This window comes from Pseudomonas sp. YeP6b (assembly GCF_025642995.1).
GTDB lineage: Bacteria > Pseudomonadota > Gammaproteobacteria > Pseudomonadales > Pseudomonadaceae > Aquipseudomonas.
In genome coordinates, this window is the sequence record NZ_CP080090.1 from 1,662,636 (window position 1) to 1,679,585 (window position 16,950).

Consider the following 16,950-nt stretch of genomic DNA (forward strand, 5'->3'; position numbering starts at 1 on the left):
TACGGTTTTTAAGGGTGTTCATGCAGGGCGCGAGAGCGCTTTTGAAGACTGATTCCTGACAGCAGCGGCCCATTTGTACACTGGCGCCGAGACCTTTTGCAATCTGTGGAGGCGGGCTCAGGCCAGGCTACGTCGGTTTCAGCGGCTGTTCGAAGGTTTCTGAAACATTTGCTCACGCTTAGCCATGTCCTGGCCTGATGCTTGTCGATTCACAGCACTGACGTTGCTGGCACCCGCTTCGGTCGCGGCCCATAGTGATGCCAAAGCCCAATAAAGAGACTGGCCATGACCAAGACTCTCCACCACCGTGCCTGCCATCTGTGTGAAGCCATCTGCGGCCTGACCCTGGAAACCACCCAGGCCGACGACGGCAGCCTGGCGATCACCTCGATCAAGGGCGACCCATTGGATACCTTCAGCCGTGGGCACATCTGCCCCAAGGCCGTGGCGCTGCAGGATATCCAGAATGACCCGGACCGCCTGCACCAGCCCATGTTGCGGGTGGGCAGTGAATGGCAGCCGATCCCGTGGGATGAGGCTTTCACGCTGGTCGCCGAGCGGCTGGCGGGCATTCAGGCGCGTCATGGGCAGAATTCGGTGGCGGTGTACCAAGGCAATCCCAGTGTGCACAACTATGGGCTGATGACCCACAGCAATTACTTCCTTGGCCAGCTCAAGACACGCAATCGGTTTTCGGCGACCTCGGTGGACCAGTTGCCCCATCACCTCACCAGCCACTTGATGTACGGCCACGGCCTGTTGCTGCCGATCCCGGATATCGATCACACCGACTTCATGCTGATCCTGGGCGGCAACCCGCTGGCGTCCAACGGCAGCATCATGACCGTGCCCGATGTGGAGAAGCGCCTCAAGGCCATCCAGGCGCGGGGCGGCAAAGTGGTGGTGGTCGATCCACGGCGCAGCGAAACGGCGGCGATAGCTGATCAGCATCTGTTCGTGCGGCCCGGTGGCGATGCGGCGCTGCTGTTCGGGCTGCTCAACACCTTGTTTACCGAGAACCTGACGCGTGAGAGCCATTTGCCGGTTGAAGGCCTTGAGGACGTGCGCCGCGCGATCGCCGGGTTCACCGCCGAGGCCATGAGCCGCCAATGTGCAGTGCCTGCCGAGCAGATCCGCCAGTTGGCGCGGGACTTTGCTGCGGCGGACAAGGCCGTGTGTTACGGGCGCATGGGCGTATCGACCCAGGCGTTTGGCACCTTGTGTCATTGGCTGGTGCAACTGATCAACCTGGTGACGGGTAACCTCGACCGAGTGGGCGGTGCACTGTGCACCAGCCCGGCGGTGGATCTGGTGGCCTCCACCGGAGGCGGGCATTTCAATCGCTGGCAGAGTCGTGTGTCCGGGCGCCCGGAATATGGCGGCGAGTTGCCGGTGTCAGCCTTGGCGGAAGAAATGCTCACCGAAGGCGAAGGGCAGATCCGCGCCTTGGTGACTGTGGCCGGCAACCCGGTGTTGTCGACGCCTAATGGTCGGCAGTTGGAACAAGCCTTGGACGGATTGGAGTTCATGGTCAGCATCGACCTCTATATCAACGAGACCACGCGCTACGCCGACCTGATCCTGCCGTCCACGTCGGCGCTGGAAAACGACCACTACGACACCACCTACAATATGTTCGCCGTGCGTAACGTCACCCGCTTCAACCGCGCGATCCTGCCTAAGCCTGCGGGCGCGCTGCACGACTGGGAGATCTTTGTCGGCCTGGCCAAGGCCTTTGCGGCGCAGACGGGCGTAGCGCTTAAACCGACCATGGCACCGGCGCAGATGATCGACTTCGGGTTGCGCGCGGGGGCTTACGGTGATGCCTCTGATCACAAATTGTCGGTGGCAATGCTGGCGGATCATCCCCATGGCGTGGACTTGGGCCCGCTTAAGCCCAACCTTGCCGCGCGCATGAAAACCGTCAGCGGCCAGGTGCAGGCGGCGCCGGCAGTCATACTCGCTGACTTGGCGCGCTTCGCCTCGCAACCTGGGCCGGAGGTGGATGAGCTGCTGCTGATCGGCCGCCGCCATGTGCGCAGCAACAACTCGTGGATGCATAACTATCACCGCCTGGTGAAGGGCAAGCCGCGCCATCAGCTGCATATGCACCCCGATGACCTGGCCAGCCGGCAGTTGAGTGATGGGCAGCGCGTGCGCGTGAGCTCGCGCATCGGCATGATCGAAGTGGAAGTGGTGGCCAGCCTGGACATGATGCGCGGCGTGGTCAGCCTGCCTCATGGCTGGGGCCACGGGCGCCCGGGCGTGCAGATGACGATTGCCAGCGGGCAGCCGGGGGCGAGTGCCAATGACCTCACCGACGAGCGGCAGTTGGACGAGTTATCCGGCAACGCCGCGTTGAACGGCGTGCCGGTGCAGGTAGCCGCTGCCTAAGGAGCCCGACCACCGGGCTGGAATTTTGCGTTACAATGCGCCACCGTGCCGACCTGTGAGTCGCAAAGTTCCAGCCGAGGTGTTCCATGGATATCATCGAAACGATCAAAGAGCAGATTGCCAACAACACCATTCTGCTTTACATGAAGGGCGCGCCAAACGCTCCTCAGTGCGGTTTCTCCGCGAAGGCTTCCCAGGCCATCATGGCGTGTGGCGAGAAGTTCGCTTACGTGGATATCCTGCAAAACCCTGAAATCCGCGCCAACCTGCCGAAGTACGCCAACTGGCCAACCTTCCCACAACTGTGGGTAGCGGGTGAGCTGGTCGGCGGCAGCGACATCATCACTGAGATGGCTGCGGATGGTTCGTTGCAAGCGTTGATCAAAGAAGCAGCGGTAAACGCGGCAGCTAAGACTGACGCTTGATCCTGTATAGAGTCGGCCTGCAATAAAAAGCCCCGCTTCTCGAAAGAGAGCGGGGCTTTTTTGTACCCGGTAGAACTACGGGTTATTCACCCATCTGCGATTGCAGGTAGTTTTCCAGGCTGACTTTGTCGATCAGGCCCAGCTGGGTTTCCAGCCAGTCGATGTGTTCTTCTTGGTCTTCCAGGATATCTTCGAGCAGTTCACGGCTGCCGAAGTCGCCCTTGGTTTCGCAGTGAGCAATGGCGGCCTTGAGGTCGCTGTGGCTCTTCTGTTCGAACTTCAGGTCGCTGCTGATCATTTCCTGGGTGTGCTCGCCGATGTTCAGCTTGCCCAGGTCCTGCACGTTCGGCAGGCCTTCCAGGAACAGGATGCGCTTGATCAGCGCGTCTGCGTCCTTCATCGCCTTGATCGATTCTTTGTACTCACGCTTACCGAGCTTTTCCAGGCCCCAATCGTCATACATGCGTGCATGCAGAAAGTACTGATTGATCGCGACCAGTTCATTGGCAAGGATTTTGTTGAGTTGCTGGATGACTGAGATGTCGCCTTTCATGACTGGGGTCCTGCCCTGTAATAGCTGTGTATAGGGCGGAGTTTGAGCGGCGAAAACGCTAGTGTCAAACCTAAGTTATTGAATAATAAATGAAAATTAATCGGAATAAGAATGTTTGTGTTCCGCGTCTTGGCGCTAACTAATTGAATTGCAGGCATAAAAAAACCGGACGCTAAGTCCGGTTCTTCAAAACACGCCTATTTAAGCGTGCGTAAATTCTGCTGAGTAGGGGAGCGCGGCCTGGGCTGTTTGCAGCTGCGTCAGGGTTTCCCGTACCACTTGCTTGGCGAGGCAAGCACATTTACCACACTGGCTGGCAACGCCGGTGGTTTCACGTACTTCCTTGTAGCTGCAGCAACCTTCATAGATTGCTTCGCGGATTTGTCCGTCGGTGACGCCAGTGCAGAGGCAGACATACATAAGGGAGAACCATCGCGGGTTTAAGGCTTAAGTGCGATGGATCTTAATGTTAACGAGAATGATTGTCAAAGTAGATTCGTAGGGTATTGCTGGGTGCTGCCGGCGCGCTGACGAACGGTTTTTTCAGTGTATGATGGTCGGTCTTCACGAAGCGTGACTGCGTCACAGGGCTGTCGCTTATCTGCGCCAGACTTGGGCCGGTCCTTTTACTTCAATCGTCACCCCCTACATCAGGAGATAACCAATGAGCGTACTCGTCGGCAAACAAGCCCCGGATTTCGACGTACCAGCTGTCCTTGGCAATGGCGAAATCGTAGACAGCTTCAAACTGTCTGAAGCCATCAAAGGCAAATACGGCCTGGTGTTTTTCTACCCGCTGGACTTCACCTTCGTCTGCCCTTCGGAGCTGATCGCTCTGGACCACCGCATGGACGATTTCAAGGCGCGCAACGTTGAAGTGGTCGCCGTTTCTATCGACTCCCATTTCACCCACAACGCCTGGCGCAACACCGCCATCAATGATGGCGGCATCGGCAAAGTCAAATACACCATGGCTGCCGACATGAAGCACGACATCGCCAAGGCCTACGACGTTGAGTCCGAAGGCGGCGTGGCCTTCCGTGGCGCGTTCCTGATCGACGACAAGGGCGTTGTGCGCTCGCAGATCATCAACGACCTGCCGCTGGGCCGTAACATGGAAGAGCTGATCCGTCTGGTTGACGCCCTGCAATTCCACGAAGAGCACGGCGAAGTCTGCCCTGCCAACTGGAAAAAAGGCGACAAAGGCATGAACGCTTCGCCAGAAGGCGTTGCGGCTTACCTGACCGAGAACGCTGGCAAGCTGTAAGCCACGTTCGAAGCAAAAAAAACCGGCCTGAGATGGCCGGTTTTTTTATGCGTGGGATAAAACCCTGTGGCGAGCGGGCTCACCACAAAGCCTGCCCAGACCTCAGTCGTTGAAATCTTCCCAGCCGCCCATCTGCTTCCACCGGTTGACGATGCCGCAGAACAGCTCGGCAGTCTTCTCGGTGTCGTAGCGAGCCGAGTGAGCCTCACGGCCGTCAAAGTCGATCCCGGCGGCCTGGCAGGCTTTCGCCAACACGGTCTGGCCATACGCCAAGCCCGCGAGGGTCGCCGTGTCGAAGCTGGAGAACGGGTGAAACGGGTTACGCTTCATGTCCAGCCGCGTCACGGCGGCATTCAGGAAGCCCAGGTCGAAGCTGCTGTTGTGGCCGACCAGTATCGCGCGTTTGCAGCCATTGGCCTTCAACGCCTTGCGCACGCCACGGAAGATATCGGTCAGCGCCGCTTCTTCACTCACCGCCATACGCAGCGGGTGATCGAGCTTGATGCCGGTGAATTCCAAAGCGGCTGCTTCGATGTTCGCGCCTTCAAACGGCTCGACGCGGAAGAAGTGGGTGTGCTCCGGGAACACAAAACCCTGTTCATCCATGCCGATGGTGGTCGCGGCAATTTCCAGCAACGCATCGGTGGCGCAGTTGAAACCACCGGTTTCTACGTCGATGACAACCGGCAGATAGCCGCGAAACCGCTCGGCCATTGGGTGACGGGAACCGCCACCACTGTGCTCGTGTTCGTCATCGTAATGGTCTTCACTCACTTGCTTTCCTCCAGCAGGCGCCAGCGCAGTGTTTCACCGGCGCGCAGCGGGATAACAGTCAGCTCGCCAAACGGCAGGCTGGCAGGGGCGGTCCAGTCTTCACGAACCAGGGTAATGCGGTCGGTATTCGCCGGCAGGCCGTAGAAACGCGGGCCATTGAGGCTGGCGAAGCCTTCGAGTTTGTCCAGGGCATTGCGCGCCTCGAACGCTTCGGCGTACAGCTCGATCGCCGCATAAGCGGTGTAGCAACCGGCACAGCCACACGCGGCTTCTTTGGCGTGTTGGGCGTGAGGCGCGGAATCGGTGCCGAGGAAGAATTTCGGGCTGCCGCTGGTGGCGGCATCCAGCAAGGCCACTTGGTGGGTGTTGCGCTTGAGGATCGGCAGGCAATAGAAGTGCGGCCGAATCCCGCCCACCAGCATGTGGTTGCGGTTGTAGAGCAAATGATGCGCGGTGATGGTCGCACCGACGTTGGCCGAAGCCTCGGTGACAAACTGCACGGCGTCAGCGGTGGTGATGTGTTCGAACACCACTTTGAGCGTCGGGAACAGTTCGACCACACGGCGCATGTGCTCGTCGATGAAGATTTTTTCGCGATCAAACACGTCCACATCGCCACGGGTGACTTCCCCGTGGATCAGCAGCGGCATGCCGACTTCAGCCATGGCTTCGATCGCCGGCAGGATCTTGTCGATACTGGTCACGCCGGAGTCGGAGTTGGTGGTCGCGCCCGCCGGGTACAGCTTGGCGGCGTGCACGAAACCGGTGGCCTTGGCCTGGCGAATTTCTTCAGGCTGGGTGCGGTCGGTGAGGTAGAGCACCATCAACGGTTCGAAGCGGCTGCCGGCCGGCCTTGCAGCGAGGATGCGCTGGCGATAGGCGTCGGCCTCAGCGGCATTACGCACCGGAGGTACCAGGTTAGGCATGATAATCGCGCGGCCAAACGTGCGCGCTACATCGGCCACGGTTTGGGGTAACGCAGCACCATCGCGAAGATGAATATGCCAGTCGTCGGGACGCAGCAGGGTCAGGCGGTCGGACATTGGGGATTCCAGGCGGGTCAATCTGGTGGGAATGCTACCGGAAAAGACTCTTGCAGGCACTCGCTATCAAGTTTTGCAGCAGGTGTCCGATATCCCTGGGTATGCCTTAACGACGTATGACGCTTTGAAGTGTTGTAGAAACCAGTGGAGCCGCCCGTGCGCCAGCATTATCTAGCCCTGCTCAGTGTGTTCGCCAGCCTGCCTGCGATGGCACTCACATTCCAGACACGCCTGGAGAACATTGAGTGGAAGGTGGAAGGTGACCAATTCGAGTGCCGCCTGACCCAGCCGATCACCGATTTCGGCTCGGGTGAGTTCGTGCGTCGGGCCGGCGAGCAGGCGACCTTTCGCCTGAAAGCCTACAACGGCTCCCTGGGCGCGGGCTCGGCAACCTTATTGGCTGCCGCTGCGCCCTGGCAGCCGGGCCGCGGTGATATCAACCTCGGCGCCGTGCGTGCCGGCAGTGGCGATGTACTCTTCAACAGCTCCCAGGCCCAGGCCGGGCGGTTGTTCACGGGGTTACTGGAAGGGCGCAGCCCCACCGTGCGGCATTACGGGCGCGAAGGAGGCTACTCGGAAATCCGTCTGTTGCCGGTAAAATTCAACAAGGCTTACAACGACTATCAAGTGTGTACCACCAAGCTGTTGCCGATGAATTACGATCAGGTCAAACAGACCGAAGTCGGCTTCCCCGGCGGTGGAATTGAGCTGGACGCGGCCGCCAAGAAGAGGCTGGGCGTGATTCTTGCGTTCATGAAAGCCGACCCCACGGTCAACCACGTCGAGTTGAATGGCCATTCGGACAACAGCGGCAACCGCCTGACTAACCGTGATGTTTCAAGGCGTCGTGCGCTGGCGGTCATGGACTACTTCAAGGCCAACGGCATCCAGGAATCGCAGATCACGATGCGGTTCCACGGTGAAAGTTACCCACTGGCGCCCAACACCAATGCCGCCAACCGCGCGCGCAACCGTCGCGTGAATATTCAGCTCGAACGCGTGGCAGCCCCCGAGAAACCGGCGCCGCAGGCCACAGGCCCGAGTAACCCCGCACACACGTCATAAAGTGCAGCCATAAGGTGCGACCATCGGTCGCCCGTTCGACATAATCTGTCGCTTTATCTTCATTTGCTGTCGCGCCTCTGTAAATTCACGGTTTTGGTCGGTAGAATCGACGGCTTTCCGTACAACCCCGTGGAGTGATGGCATGGCCGACGTAAACAAGGTCGTTCTCGCGTATTCCGGCGGCCTGGACACTTCGGTGATCCTCAAGTGGCTGCAGGATACTTATAACTGTGAAGTGGTGACCTTCACCGCTGACCTGGGTCAGGGCGAAGAGGTCGAACCTGCACGTGCCAAGGCGCAAGCCATGGGCGTGAAAGAGATCTACATTGACGACCTGCGCGAAGAATTCGTCCGCGATTTCGTCTTCCCGATGTTTCGCGCCAACACCGTCTACGAAGGCGAGTACCTGCTGGGTACTTCCATCGCGCGTCCGCTGATCGCCAAACGCTTGATCGAAATCGCCAACGAAACCGGCGCCGACGCCATTTCCCATGGCGCTACCGGCAAGGGTAACGACCAGGTGCGTTTCGAGCTGGGTGCCTACGCACTCAAGCCCGGCGTGAAAGTGATTGCCCCTTGGCGCGAATGGGACCTGCTGTCCCGTGAAAAGCTGATGGATTACGCTGAAAAGCACGCAATCCCGATCGAGCGTCACGGCAAGAAGAAGTCCCCGTACTCGATGGACGCCAACTTGCTGCACATCTCCTATGAAGGCGGCGTGCTGGAAGACACCTGGACCGAGCACGAAGAAGACATGTGGAAATGGACCGTCTCCCCGGAGAACGCGCCCGACAAACCACAGTACCTGGAACTGACCTACCGCAACGGCGACATCGTCGCGCTGGACGGCGTCGAAATGACCCCGGCCACTGTGCTGGCGACCCTGAACCGCATCGGTGGTGAACACGGTATCGGCCGTCTCGACATCGTTGAGAACCGTTACGTGGGCATGAAGTCCCGTGGCTGCTACGAAACCCCGGGCGGCACCATCATGCTGCGCGCTCACCGCGCCATCGAGTCCATCACCCTGGACCGCGAAGTGGCTCACCTCAAAGACGAGCTGATGCCTAAGTACGCCAGCCTGATCTACACCGGCTACTGGTGGAGCCCTGAGCGTCTGATGCTGCAACAGATGATCGATGCCTCCCAGGCCCACGTGAACGGCGTTGTGCGCCTGAAACTGTACAAGGGTAACGTGATCGTTACCGGTCGCAAGTCCGATGAGTCGCTGTTCGACGCCAACATCGCCACCTTCGAAGAAGATGGCGGCGCTTACAATCAGGCGGACGCAGCAGGCTTCATCAAGTTGAATGCCTTGCGTATGCGCATCGCTGCCAACAAGGGTCGTAAGCTGTTCTGAGTGACCTCTCGTTGTAAAAAGTGGCCCCTTGTTTAAGGGGCCATTTTTTTTGCCTGCATATTCAACGCGCTAGCCGCACTACAACGCAGTGTTTAAAAGTTGTTTGGCAAATGTTTATCGGAGTTCAGATTGGAAGTTGTTGGATTGTATTTTTGTTTTGGAATTTTGTTTTACGTGCATGAATGAATTTTTAACACCTGACATAGGAACTATGTCTTACAGAAGATTCACTATGTACCTGAGAATGGTATGCAAGATGATGAAAATTCTGTAGGAATTAAGGATGTTAGAAAATATGTTGGATGGAACTAAAAGAGTAGGAGTTTTCTCACCTGTTCATTCGCCTGGCAGCGGCACGCAATGGGTATTTCCTGAAAGTCATGTGCGTTACGTTTACCTTGCGTCTCAACGGCTGCGGATATTTCACTCAGAATATGTATGCCGCCGGAAAGGTCTGAAAGTCTCCGTAAAAGCGGACACGTCTGAGTTAGTGTTTTTTTGTAGGTCAATTCCTATATCGTTGTGGGTTGGGTCTCTGCTTGCTGTTGCTTGGGGTGGAACGGTATGCCAACTAGGAAACGACTAGGCTATTGTGCTTACTCTAAATAATTCGAACAGCGAAATTGGACTTTCTCATGAATAAAGTGCTGATCGTGGATGATCATCCCGTCATTCGTCTTGCTGTGCGCATGCTAATGGAGCGTCATGGTTATGAAGTCGTTGCCGAGACTGATAACGGCGTCGATGCGTTGCAACTTGCGCGCGAGCATGTGCCTGATATTGTCATACTGGATATCGGTATCCCCAAACTCGATGGCCTGGAAGTTATTTGCCGCCTGGCCTCTACCAAGCAGGCCACGCCTGTCAAGGTGTTGGTGCTGACGTCGCAGGCGCCCGGGCATTTTTCCATGCGCTGCATGCAAGCGGGGGCGGCTGGGTACGTGTGCAAGCAGCAGGACCTGACTGAGTTGTTGAGCGCCATCAAGGCGGTGCTCTCCGGCTACAGCTATTTCCCTAACCAGGCACTCAACTCCGTGCGCTCCACCATGGGTAACGCCAGTGAAGCGGATATGGTCGAGCGCTTGTCGGGTCGAGAGATGATGGTGTTGCAGCAACTGGCGCGTGGCAAAACCAACAAGGAGATCGCCGACGGCATGTTCCTGAGCAACAAGACGGTCAGTACCTATAAGACGCGTCTGCTACTCAAGCTCAATGCACGTTCGCTCGTGGATCTTATCGAGCTGGCCCAGCGCAACGGCCTCGTATAAGGAGGGCGTCGTCCCAGACGAGCTCGTACAACCGGCAAAAAAAAGCCTCCGTCAGGGAGGCTTCCGGTCGCCAACGGCTCGATCAGAGATCGAAGTCGTAATCGGCCAGCTGTTTTTGCAAGCGTCGCTCTTCCAGAAGGTTATCGATGGTGCGGCGTTTGCTTAAATTGGTCTTGGCCACCTCTACAACGGGGGCTTCCCCGTCGTCATCCGCTTCAACGAGGTCGTCTTCTACATCCAGTTGTTCTTTGCCAGTGCTCATAAGGTTAACTCCAGGCTAAGACTGCCGTTGGCGCTCCTTATAACGATAATCCATGAAAGGGTAAAAAAGATTTTTTCAATCGACTGATCGAGAAAACCAATGAACCCTCAATCGTCGGATGTCTTGTCCTTGTATTCGCACAGGTCTTCGATGCGGCAGCTCCCGCAGCGAGGTTTGCGCGCCTGGCAAACGTAGCGCCCGTGAAGAATCAGCCAATGGTGGGAATCGAGCAAATACGGCTTGGGCACGAATTTCATCAGCTGCTTTTCCACCTCCACCACGTTTTTGCCGCGAGCAATACCGGTTCGGTTGCTGACGCGGAAAATATGCGTGTCCACCGCCATGGTCAGCTGCCGAAACGCGGTGTTGAGCACCACGTTAGCGGTTTTACGGCCTACGCCGGGGAGGGCTTCCAGGGCTTCGCGGGTTTGTGGCACCTCGCTGCCGTGCAACTCCACGAGCAGGCGGCAGGTCTCGATGACATTCTTGGCCTTGCTGTTGTATAGGCCGATGGTCTTGATGTATTCGGACAACCCGGCCACGCCCAAGGCATAGATGGCCTCTGGCGTATTGGCTACTGGATACAGTTTGGCCGTGGCCTTGTTGACGCCAACGTCCGTGGATTGGGCCGACAGAATCACCGCAATCAGCAACTCGAACGGCGAGGAGTAAGCCAGCTCGGTCTTGGGTTCTGGATTGTCTTCGTGAAACCTGCGGAAAATTTCCAGGCGTTTTGCGGCGTTCATGGGGCAGGCATTTCCTTGCAGACGGTCAACGTGGTTTCAAAAGTGAGTGCAGGCTTGGCAGGATAAACCATCGCCACCACGCCCGGCAGCGCCTGTGGTGGATCAACCGTCGGTGTGGGCGTCCACTTGGCGCTGCGCTTCATCCAGCTTGTGTTGTGCGGCATTCAGCTCATCCACGCTGGCGCCCGGTTGGCGTTGCAACTTGCTCACATCGGCCCGTGCATAAGCCAGGGCGGTTTTGAGTTGGCGCAGTTGGGCGTCGATGGGGCGCTTTTCAACACGCTGCAAGTCGGGTCGTGGCTGCTCGCTGGCAGCTTCTGCGTCATGCAAGGTTTGCTCGGCAGTGGCCAGTGCAGCATTCAAGGTGGCCAGTTGCTGTTCGTCAGCGTTCTGGTCCTGAGCCTTTTTTAACGCGGCGCGGCGCATGGCTAGCTGGATTTTCGCACGCTTGAGTTCAGGGTCTTTCAGGGTTGGCGGTGGCGGCGGATTGCCCACCTCCAGTGCACTGAGCGCCTGCTCCGCTGCTTCGAACTGTTGCTGCAGAACAATCAGCTGCGACTGTTGCTCAGAGGTCGGCGGGTGACCAAACGCCTTCAGTGACTTATGCAGTTGGGCCCGACTCATCGCGACCGTGATTTTGGCTTTCTTGACGGCTGCATCCCTGGCCGCCTGAGCGGTATCAGCGTGCACGGGCGCAACAGGCAGTGAGCGCTTGGCGCGTGCAAGGCGTTCGGCGAGCCTGTGTGTTTCTTCCCGTTGCAGCCGCGTATTGCGTTGCTCAAAGCGCCGCCGCGCACGATCGCGCTTGAGGCCACGCTCGTGGCGCTGGTGATCACTGGCCGCCAGGTCGCCCACAATCGGCAGCACGCTGGCCGCTGGGCGCATCTCAATGCAATCGACAGGGCAGGGCGCGACGCACAGGTCGCAACCGGTGCACTCATCCATGATGACGGTGTGCATCAATTTGGCGGCGCCAACAATCGCATCCACCGGGCAGGCTTGGATGCATTTGGTGCAGCCGATGCACTCGGCCTCGCGGATATAGGCGACCAGGGCTGGGGCTTCACCTCGGCTGGTGTCCAGTTCCAGCACTGGCACACGCAGTAATTGCGCAAGGCCCGCGATGGTTTCCTGCCCACCGGGCGGGCACTTGTTGATCGCCTCGCCAAGCGCAATGCCCTCGGCGTAAGGCTTACAGCCAGGGTGCCCGCACTTGCCGCATTGGGTCTGCGGCAGCAGCGCGTCGATACGTTGAATCAGCGTCATGGGGTGATCATTGGCATGCCGGTTGAACAAACAGGGCCGGTTGGGGTGAGCCCGCTGGTTGTGGCAGATGGGCTTGTTGTGGCGAGCCCGCTTACTGTGGCGAGCGGGGCTGTCGTGGCGAGCGGGCTTGCCCCGCGTTGGCGCGCGCAGCGGCCCTAAACCAGGCACCTTGTTCTATCTGCAGGAACAAGGTGTCCCTGATGGGGCCGCTACGCAGCCCAATACGGGGCAAGCCCGCTCGCCACCTAGTTTTACTTGATCCGTTGCCCCGGCTTCGCGCCGCTGTCCGGGCTCAGCAGGTAGATTTCTTCACCACCAGGGCCAGCCGCCATCACCATGCCTTCGGAAATGCCGAACTTCATTTTCCGTGGCTTGAGGTTGGCAATCATCATGGTCAGCCGACCATCGAGCTTGGACGGGTCCGGGTAAGCGCTCTTGATCCCGGAGAACACGTTGCGTTGCTCATCACCGATGTCCAGGGTCAGGCGCAGCAGCTTGTCGGCACCCTCCACGGCTTCGGCCTTGATGATCAGCGCGACGCGCAGGTCCACGGCGGCAAAGGCGTCGAAGTCGATTTCCGGGGAGAGCGGGTCTTTGGCCAGTTCGCCGTTGCCGGCAGGTGCAGATTCGCCGGTGTCGGTCTGGCTGGCGACCAGGTCTTCTTTCGAAGCATCGGTCATCGCCTGCACCTTGACCGGGTCGATACGGGTCATCAGCGGCTTGAACTCATTCAACGGGTGGTTGCTGAGCAAGGTGGTGTGGTCGTTCCAAGTCAGCGGCGCGACGTTGAGGAACGCCTCGGCGTCGGCAGCCAGCAATGGCAGCACCGGCTTGAGGAAGATCACCAGCTGGCGGAACAGGTTGACCCCCGTGGCGCAGATCGCCTGGACTTCAGCCTGCTTGCCTTCCTGCTTATTCAGCGACCATGGTGCCTTGTCGGCGATCCAGGCGTTGGCACGGTCGGCCAGGCCCATGATCTCGCGCATGGCACGGGCGAAGTCGCGGGCTTCATAGGCGTCGGCAATGCTTGGCGCGGCGGCCAGGAACGCTTCGGTCAGTTCCGGCGCAGCGTTTTCGGCCACCAGCAGGCCGGCATTGCCCTTGTGGATAAACCCGGCGCAACGGCTGGCGATGTTGACGACTTTGCCCACCAGGTCCGAGTTGACCTTTTGTACGAAGTCTTCCAGGTTCAGGTCGAGGTCGTCGACGCCACGGCCCAGCTTGGACGCGTAGTAGTAGCGCAGGTATTCCGGCGACAGATGGTCGAGGTAGGTGCGCGCCTTGATAAAGGTGCCACGCGACTTGGACATCTTCTGGCCGTTGACCGTCAGGTAGCCGTGCACGGCAATGCCGGTTGGCTTGCGGTAACCTGAACCTTCGAGCATCGCCGGCCAGAACAGCGCGTGGAAGTTGACGATGTCCTTGCCGATGAAGTGGTACAGCTCGGCGGTGGAGTCCTTGGCCCAGAACGCGTCGAAATCCAGCTCCGGGGTGCGGTCGCAGAGGTTCTTGAAGCTGGCCATGTAGCCGATCGGCGCGTCCAGCCACACATAGAAGTACTTGCCCGGCTCGTCCGGGATCTCGAAACCGAAGTACGGCGCATCGCGGGAGATGTCCCACTGTTGCAGGCCGGCATCCAGCCACTCGGCGATCTTGTTGGCCACGGCGTCCTGCAGGGTGCCGCTGCGGGTCCAGGTTTGCAGCATCTGCTGGAAATCCGGGAGCTTGAAGAAGAAGTGCTGGGAATCCTTGAGCACCGGAATGGCGCCGGAGATGGCCGACCTTGGGTTTTTCAGGTCGGTCGGTGCGTAAGTGGCACCGCACTTCTCGCAGTTGTCGCCGTATTGGTCTTCGGTGCCGCATTTCGGGCAGGTGCCCTTGATGAAGCGGTCGGCCAGGAACATTTTCTTTTCCGGGTCGAAATACTGCGTGATCGAGCGCGTGGCAATGTGCCCGGCGTCGCGCAGGCGCGTGTAGATCTGGCTCGACAGCTCGCGGTTTTCGTCGGAGTGGGTCGAGTGGAAGTTGTCGAAATCCACCAGGAACTCGGCAAAGTCGGCGCTGTGTTCAGCCTGCACATTGGCGATCAGTTGTTCCGGGGTGATCCCTTCCTTTTCGGCGCGCAACATGATGGCCGATCCGTGGGCGTCGTCTGCGCAGACATAAATGCATTGATTGCCGCGATGCTTCTGGAAGCGCACCCACATATCGGTCTGGATGTACTCAAGCATATGGCCAAGATGGATAGAACCATTGGCATAGGGCAGGGCGCTGGTGACGAGGATCTTGCGTGGCTCTGACATGGGGCTCGGCTACTTGATGAAACGGAGGTCGGCCACTATAAAGCGCCGGGAAATATATTTCACCCCGTGACGCGGTTTCTGAATATTCCTAAGTCTGGAAAGCATGCCGTTGGGCGCCTGGAACGGTTAGGATAGCCGCCTGTTTCAGTCAGTCTTTTTTCGGGAGTAGCCCATGAGCGCCGTCAATCGCGCAGCGGTGGAAGCCGTTCTTCGCCAATACACCGACCCCTATTTGAACCAGGACCCGGTCAGCGCCGGCTGTGTACGCGCCATCGAGGTCCAGGGCGACCAGGTTTCAGTCCAGTTGGAACTGGGTTATGCCGCCGGTCTGTTCAAGAACGGTTGGGCGCAGATGCTGCAAATGGCCATCGAGGGCTTGGACGGCGTGCGTTCGGCCAAGGTCGACATCCAGTGCGTGATCGCCGCGCACAAGGCCCAGGCGCAGATCCCGGGCCTGGCCAACGTCAAGAACGTGGTCGCCGTGGCGTCTGGCAAGGGCGGCGTGGGTAAATCCACCACGGCCGCCAACCTGGCGCTGGCGCTGGCCCGCGAAGGTGCCCGCGTGGGTATTCTCGACGCCGACATCTACGGCCCCAGCCAAGGCGTGATGTTTGGCATTGCCGAAGGCACCCGACCCAAGGTCAAGGATCAGAAGTGGTTCGTACCGATTGAGTCGATGGGCGTTGAGGTCATGTCCATGGCTTTTCTCACCGATGACAACACGCCGATGGTCTGGCGCGGGCCGATGGTCTCCGGCGCGCTGCTGCAACTGGTCACCCAGACCGCCTGGGGCGACCTGGATTACTTGGTGATCGACATGCCGCCAGGCACCGGCGATATCCAGCTGACCCTGGCGCAGAAAGTCCCGGTGGCCGGCTCGGTGATCGTGACCACGCCCCAGGACCTGGCGCTGCTGGACGCCAGAAAAGGCGTGGAGATGTTCCGCAAGGTCAACATCCCGGTGCTGGGCGTTGTGGAAAACATGGCGGTACACATCTGCTCCAACTGCGGGCATGCCGAGCATCTGTTTGGCGAGGGCGGCGGCGAGAAGCTGGCAACCCAATACGGCGTCGAACTGCTGGCCTCGTTGCCGCTGGCGATGGAAATTCGTGAGCAGGCTGACGGCGGCAAGCCCACTGTGGCGGCCGAGCCCGACGGGCAGCTTGCAATGATCTACCAAGAGTTGGCCCGTCATGTGGGCGCGCGGATCGTCTTGCAAGAAGCAGCAGCGCCGGCAATGCCGACGATTACGGTCAGCGACGACTGATCGGTTTGAAGGAAAACAAGCCTCGACTGTGTCGGGGCTTTTTCATGCCTGAGGATTCGTCAACGGTTTCCAAATACGCATTTACGCAATGGCGCGTGTAAGCATTCGCCTACTTTTGGGTAAGTGTTTGGTTTTTTTACCGCGCGTGTACGTCTTGAATCGTCGAAAGACTTTTCTATCTTATTGAAATTAAACAATTATTTATTTCAATTCGAGTGCTGAAGTCTGTCAGCTCAGCGGTTGGATCCCGTTGAACTTCCCTTGGAAGTCTCTAACATCAGCCCTGTGTCCACGGATTGACACAGCCATCAAGGAACGATGGTTGAAGGAACGTCGCAGGATGCGATTCATCAGGACGATGAAAAGGAATACAGGGACTAGGGAAAAAATGTGGGCGGGTCATACCGCCCCTTTTTTTTGCCTGTAGAAAAGTGAAACTCACCCTGCAGAAACGCAAAAAGGCCCGCAAAGGGCCTTTTTATTGGGCGGCGGCGCGTTTAGCGCTCGAGGTTTGCAATCTTACCTTTCTTGCCATCCCACTCCGCTGCATCAGGCATCGGATCTTTACGCTCAGTGATATTCGGCCAGATTTCCGCCAAATCAACGTTCAACTGAATAAATTCCTGCATCTCTGCCGGGACTTCGTCCTCGGAGAAAATAGCGACGGCCGGGCACTCTGGTTCACACAGGGCGCAGTCGATGCACTCATCCGGGTGGATAACCAGGAAGTTCGGGCCTTCGTAGAAGCAGTCCACCGGACACACTTCGACGCAGTCGGTGTACTTGCACTTGATGCAGTTGTCGGTAACGACGAAGGTCATTTCTAATTCTCTCCTCAGGCGGCGGCAGCGAAACCCCTTGTGGTGGGGTTCGCGAGGTTCGGGAGCGATAGTCTGCAGGCCAGGCTAAAAGCCTGCAGCATCCCAAACCGCGCGAGAGTCTACCAGCTTGCAAGCG

Annotated in this window: 16 protein-coding genes; 7 read left to right on the forward strand and 9 right to left on the reverse strand. The window is 58.5% G+C overall.

The features are described 5' to 3' along the window. Window positions 1–285: 285 nt before the first annotated feature. Both KZH41_RS07370 and grxD read left to right on the forward strand, forming a co-directional pair. A complete protein-coding gene (locus KZH41_RS07370; RefSeq protein WP_263274606.1) occupies window positions 286–2,394 on the forward strand; it encodes a molybdopterin oxidoreductase family protein in 2,109 nt (702 codons plus the stop codon). A gap of 86 nt (window positions 2,395–2,480) precedes the next feature. Further along, a complete protein-coding gene (gene grxD, locus KZH41_RS07375) occupies window positions 2,481–2,819 on the forward strand; it encodes a Grx4 family monothiol glutaredoxin (RefSeq protein WP_058421605.1) in 339 nt (112 codons plus the stop codon). 82 nt (window positions 2,820–2,901) lie between these two features. Here grxD and bfr read toward each other — a convergent pair whose 3' ends face one another. Further along, window positions 2,902–3,372 carry a bacterioferritin gene (gene bfr, locus KZH41_RS07380; protein ID WP_017738288.1) on the reverse strand — a complete coding sequence of 157 codons (471 nt, stop codon included), beginning with the start codon at window positions 3,370–3,372 and terminating at the stop codon, window positions 2,902–2,904. Window positions 3,373–3,573: 201 nt separating this feature from the next. Then, window positions 3,574–3,792, reverse strand: a complete 219-nt coding sequence (locus KZH41_RS07385) for a bacterioferritin-associated ferredoxin (protein WP_010564137.1) — start codon at window positions 3,790–3,792, stop codon at window positions 3,574–3,576. A 244-nt stretch (window positions 3,793–4,036) separates the two neighbouring features. On the opposite strand from KZH41_RS07385, the gene KZH41_RS07390 reads away from it, so the two are divergent. Then, complete coding sequence (locus tag KZH41_RS07390; protein ID WP_003172097.1) at window positions 4,037–4,639, forward strand: peroxiredoxin; 603 nt, start codon at window positions 4,037–4,039, stop codon at window positions 4,637–4,639. Between the two features lie 102 nt (window positions 4,640–4,741). Here the strand turns inward: KZH41_RS07390 and rnt are convergent, their stop codons facing one another. Then, a complete protein-coding gene (gene rnt, locus KZH41_RS07395) occupies window positions 4,742–5,413 on the reverse strand; it encodes a ribonuclease T (RefSeq protein ID WP_017137041.1) in 672 nt (223 codons plus the stop codon). Further along, window positions 5,410–6,456, reverse strand: coding sequence for a dihydroorotase (gene pyrC / locus KZH41_RS07400; protein WP_094952847.1), 1,047 nt, complete (start codon window positions 6,454–6,456; stop codon window positions 5,410–5,412). The genes rnt and pyrC overlap by 4 nt, the downstream gene beginning before the upstream one ends. 156 nt (window positions 6,457–6,612) lie before the next feature. Here pyrC and KZH41_RS07405 point away from each other — a divergent pair, with 156 nt between their 5' ends. From KZH41_RS07405 to KZH41_RS07415, 3 genes are all read left to right on the forward strand, one after another. Next, window positions 6,613–7,521, forward strand: coding sequence for a flagellar protein MotY (locus KZH41_RS07405; RefSeq protein ID WP_263274607.1), 909 nt, complete (start codon window positions 6,613–6,615; stop codon window positions 7,519–7,521). 142 nt (window positions 7,522–7,663) lie between these two features. Beyond that, window positions 7,664–8,881: an argininosuccinate synthase gene (locus tag KZH41_RS07410; RefSeq protein WP_017738284.1), complete on the forward strand. Its 1,218-nt coding sequence runs from the start codon at window positions 7,664–7,666 to the stop codon at window positions 8,879–8,881. Window positions 8,882–9,516: 635 nt separating this feature from the next. Beyond that, window positions 9,517–10,149, forward strand: a complete 633-nt coding sequence (locus tag KZH41_RS07415; RefSeq protein WP_094952849.1) for a response regulator transcription factor — start codon at window positions 9,517–9,519, stop codon at window positions 10,147–10,149. Between the two features lie 82 nt (window positions 10,150–10,231). Here KZH41_RS07415 and KZH41_RS07420 read toward each other — a convergent pair whose 3' ends face one another. The 4 genes from KZH41_RS07420 to metG form a co-directional block, all read right to left on the reverse strand. Further along, the gene (locus tag KZH41_RS07420; protein WP_263274608.1) at window positions 10,232–10,411 is read right to left on the reverse strand and encodes a PA3496 family putative envelope integrity protein; all 180 of its coding nucleotides are present in this window, start codon (window positions 10,409–10,411) and stop codon (window positions 10,232–10,234) included. 107 nt (window positions 10,412–10,518) lie between these two features. After that, complete coding sequence (gene nth, locus KZH41_RS07425; RefSeq protein ID WP_094952850.1) at window positions 10,519–11,157, reverse strand: endonuclease III; 639 nt, start codon at window positions 11,155–11,157, stop codon at window positions 10,519–10,521. Between the two features lie 102 nt (window positions 11,158–11,259). After that, entirely contained in the window at window positions 11,260–12,423 is a 1,164-nt protein-coding gene (gene rsxB, locus KZH41_RS07430) for an electron transport complex subunit RsxB (RefSeq protein WP_263274609.1), read from the reverse strand. A 251-nt stretch (window positions 12,424–12,674) separates the two neighbouring features. Next, window positions 12,675–14,726: a methionine--tRNA ligase gene (gene metG, locus KZH41_RS07435; protein ID WP_263274610.1), complete on the reverse strand. Its 2,052-nt coding sequence runs from the start codon at window positions 14,724–14,726 to the stop codon at window positions 12,675–12,677. Between the two features lie 172 nt (window positions 14,727–14,898). Between metG and apbC the strand changes: the two genes are divergently transcribed. Continuing rightward, window positions 14,899–15,993, forward strand: a complete 1,095-nt coding sequence (gene apbC / locus KZH41_RS07440) for an iron-sulfur cluster carrier protein ApbC (RefSeq protein ID WP_263274611.1) — start codon at window positions 14,899–14,901, stop codon at window positions 15,991–15,993. A gap of 497 nt (window positions 15,994–16,490) precedes the next feature. Here apbC and fdxA read toward each other — a convergent pair whose 3' ends face one another. Beyond that, window positions 16,491–16,814, reverse strand: a complete 324-nt coding sequence (fdxA, locus tag KZH41_RS07445; protein ID WP_094952854.1) for a ferredoxin FdxA — start codon at window positions 16,812–16,814, stop codon at window positions 16,491–16,493. Between the last annotated feature and the right edge of the window lie 136 nt (window positions 16,815–16,950).

Coding starts and splice junctions, on each gene's coding strand:
- bfr (WP_017738288.1), bottom strand. CDS start 3,372: ATGAAAGGCGACATCTCAGTCATCCAGCAACTCAACAAAATCCTTGCC.
- KZH41_RS07415 (WP_094952849.1), top strand. CDS start 9,517: ATGAATAAAGTGCTGATCGTGGATGATCATCCCGTCATTCGTCTTGCT.
- KZH41_RS07390 (WP_003172097.1), top strand. CDS start 4,037: ATGAGCGTACTCGTCGGCAAACAAGCCCCGGATTTCGACGTACCAGCT.
- apbC (WP_263274611.1), top strand. CDS start 14,899: ATGAGCGCCGTCAATCGCGCAGCGGTGGAAGCCGTTCTTCGCCAATAC.
- KZH41_RS07420 (WP_263274608.1), bottom strand. CDS start 10,411: ATGAGCACTGGCAAAGAACAACTGGATGTAGAAGACGACCTCGTTGAA.
- pyrC (WP_094952847.1), bottom strand. CDS start 6,456: ATGTCCGACCGCCTGACCCTGCTGCGTCCCGACGACTGGCATATTCAT.
- rsxB (WP_263274609.1), bottom strand. CDS start 12,423: ATGACGCTGATTCAACGTATCGACGCGCTGCTGCCGCAGACCCAATGC.
- nth (WP_094952850.1), bottom strand. CDS start 11,157: ATGAACGCCGCAAAACGCCTGGAAATTTTCCGCAGGTTTCACGAAGAC.
- KZH41_RS07385 (WP_010564137.1), bottom strand. CDS start 3,792: ATGTATGTCTGCCTCTGCACTGGCGTCACCGACGGACAAATCCGCGAA.
- KZH41_RS07370 (WP_263274606.1), top strand. CDS start 286: ATGACCAAGACTCTCCACCACCGTGCCTGCCATCTGTGTGAAGCCATC.
- fdxA (WP_094952854.1), bottom strand. CDS start 16,814: ATGACCTTCGTCGTTACCGACAACTGCATCAAGTGCAAGTACACCGAC.
- KZH41_RS07410 (WP_017738284.1), top strand. CDS start 7,664: ATGGCCGACGTAAACAAGGTCGTTCTCGCGTATTCCGGCGGCCTGGAC.
- metG (WP_263274610.1), bottom strand. CDS start 14,726: ATGTCAGAGCCACGCAAGATCCTCGTCACCAGCGCCCTGCCCTATGCC.
- grxD (WP_058421605.1), top strand. CDS start 2,481: ATGGATATCATCGAAACGATCAAAGAGCAGATTGCCAACAACACCATT.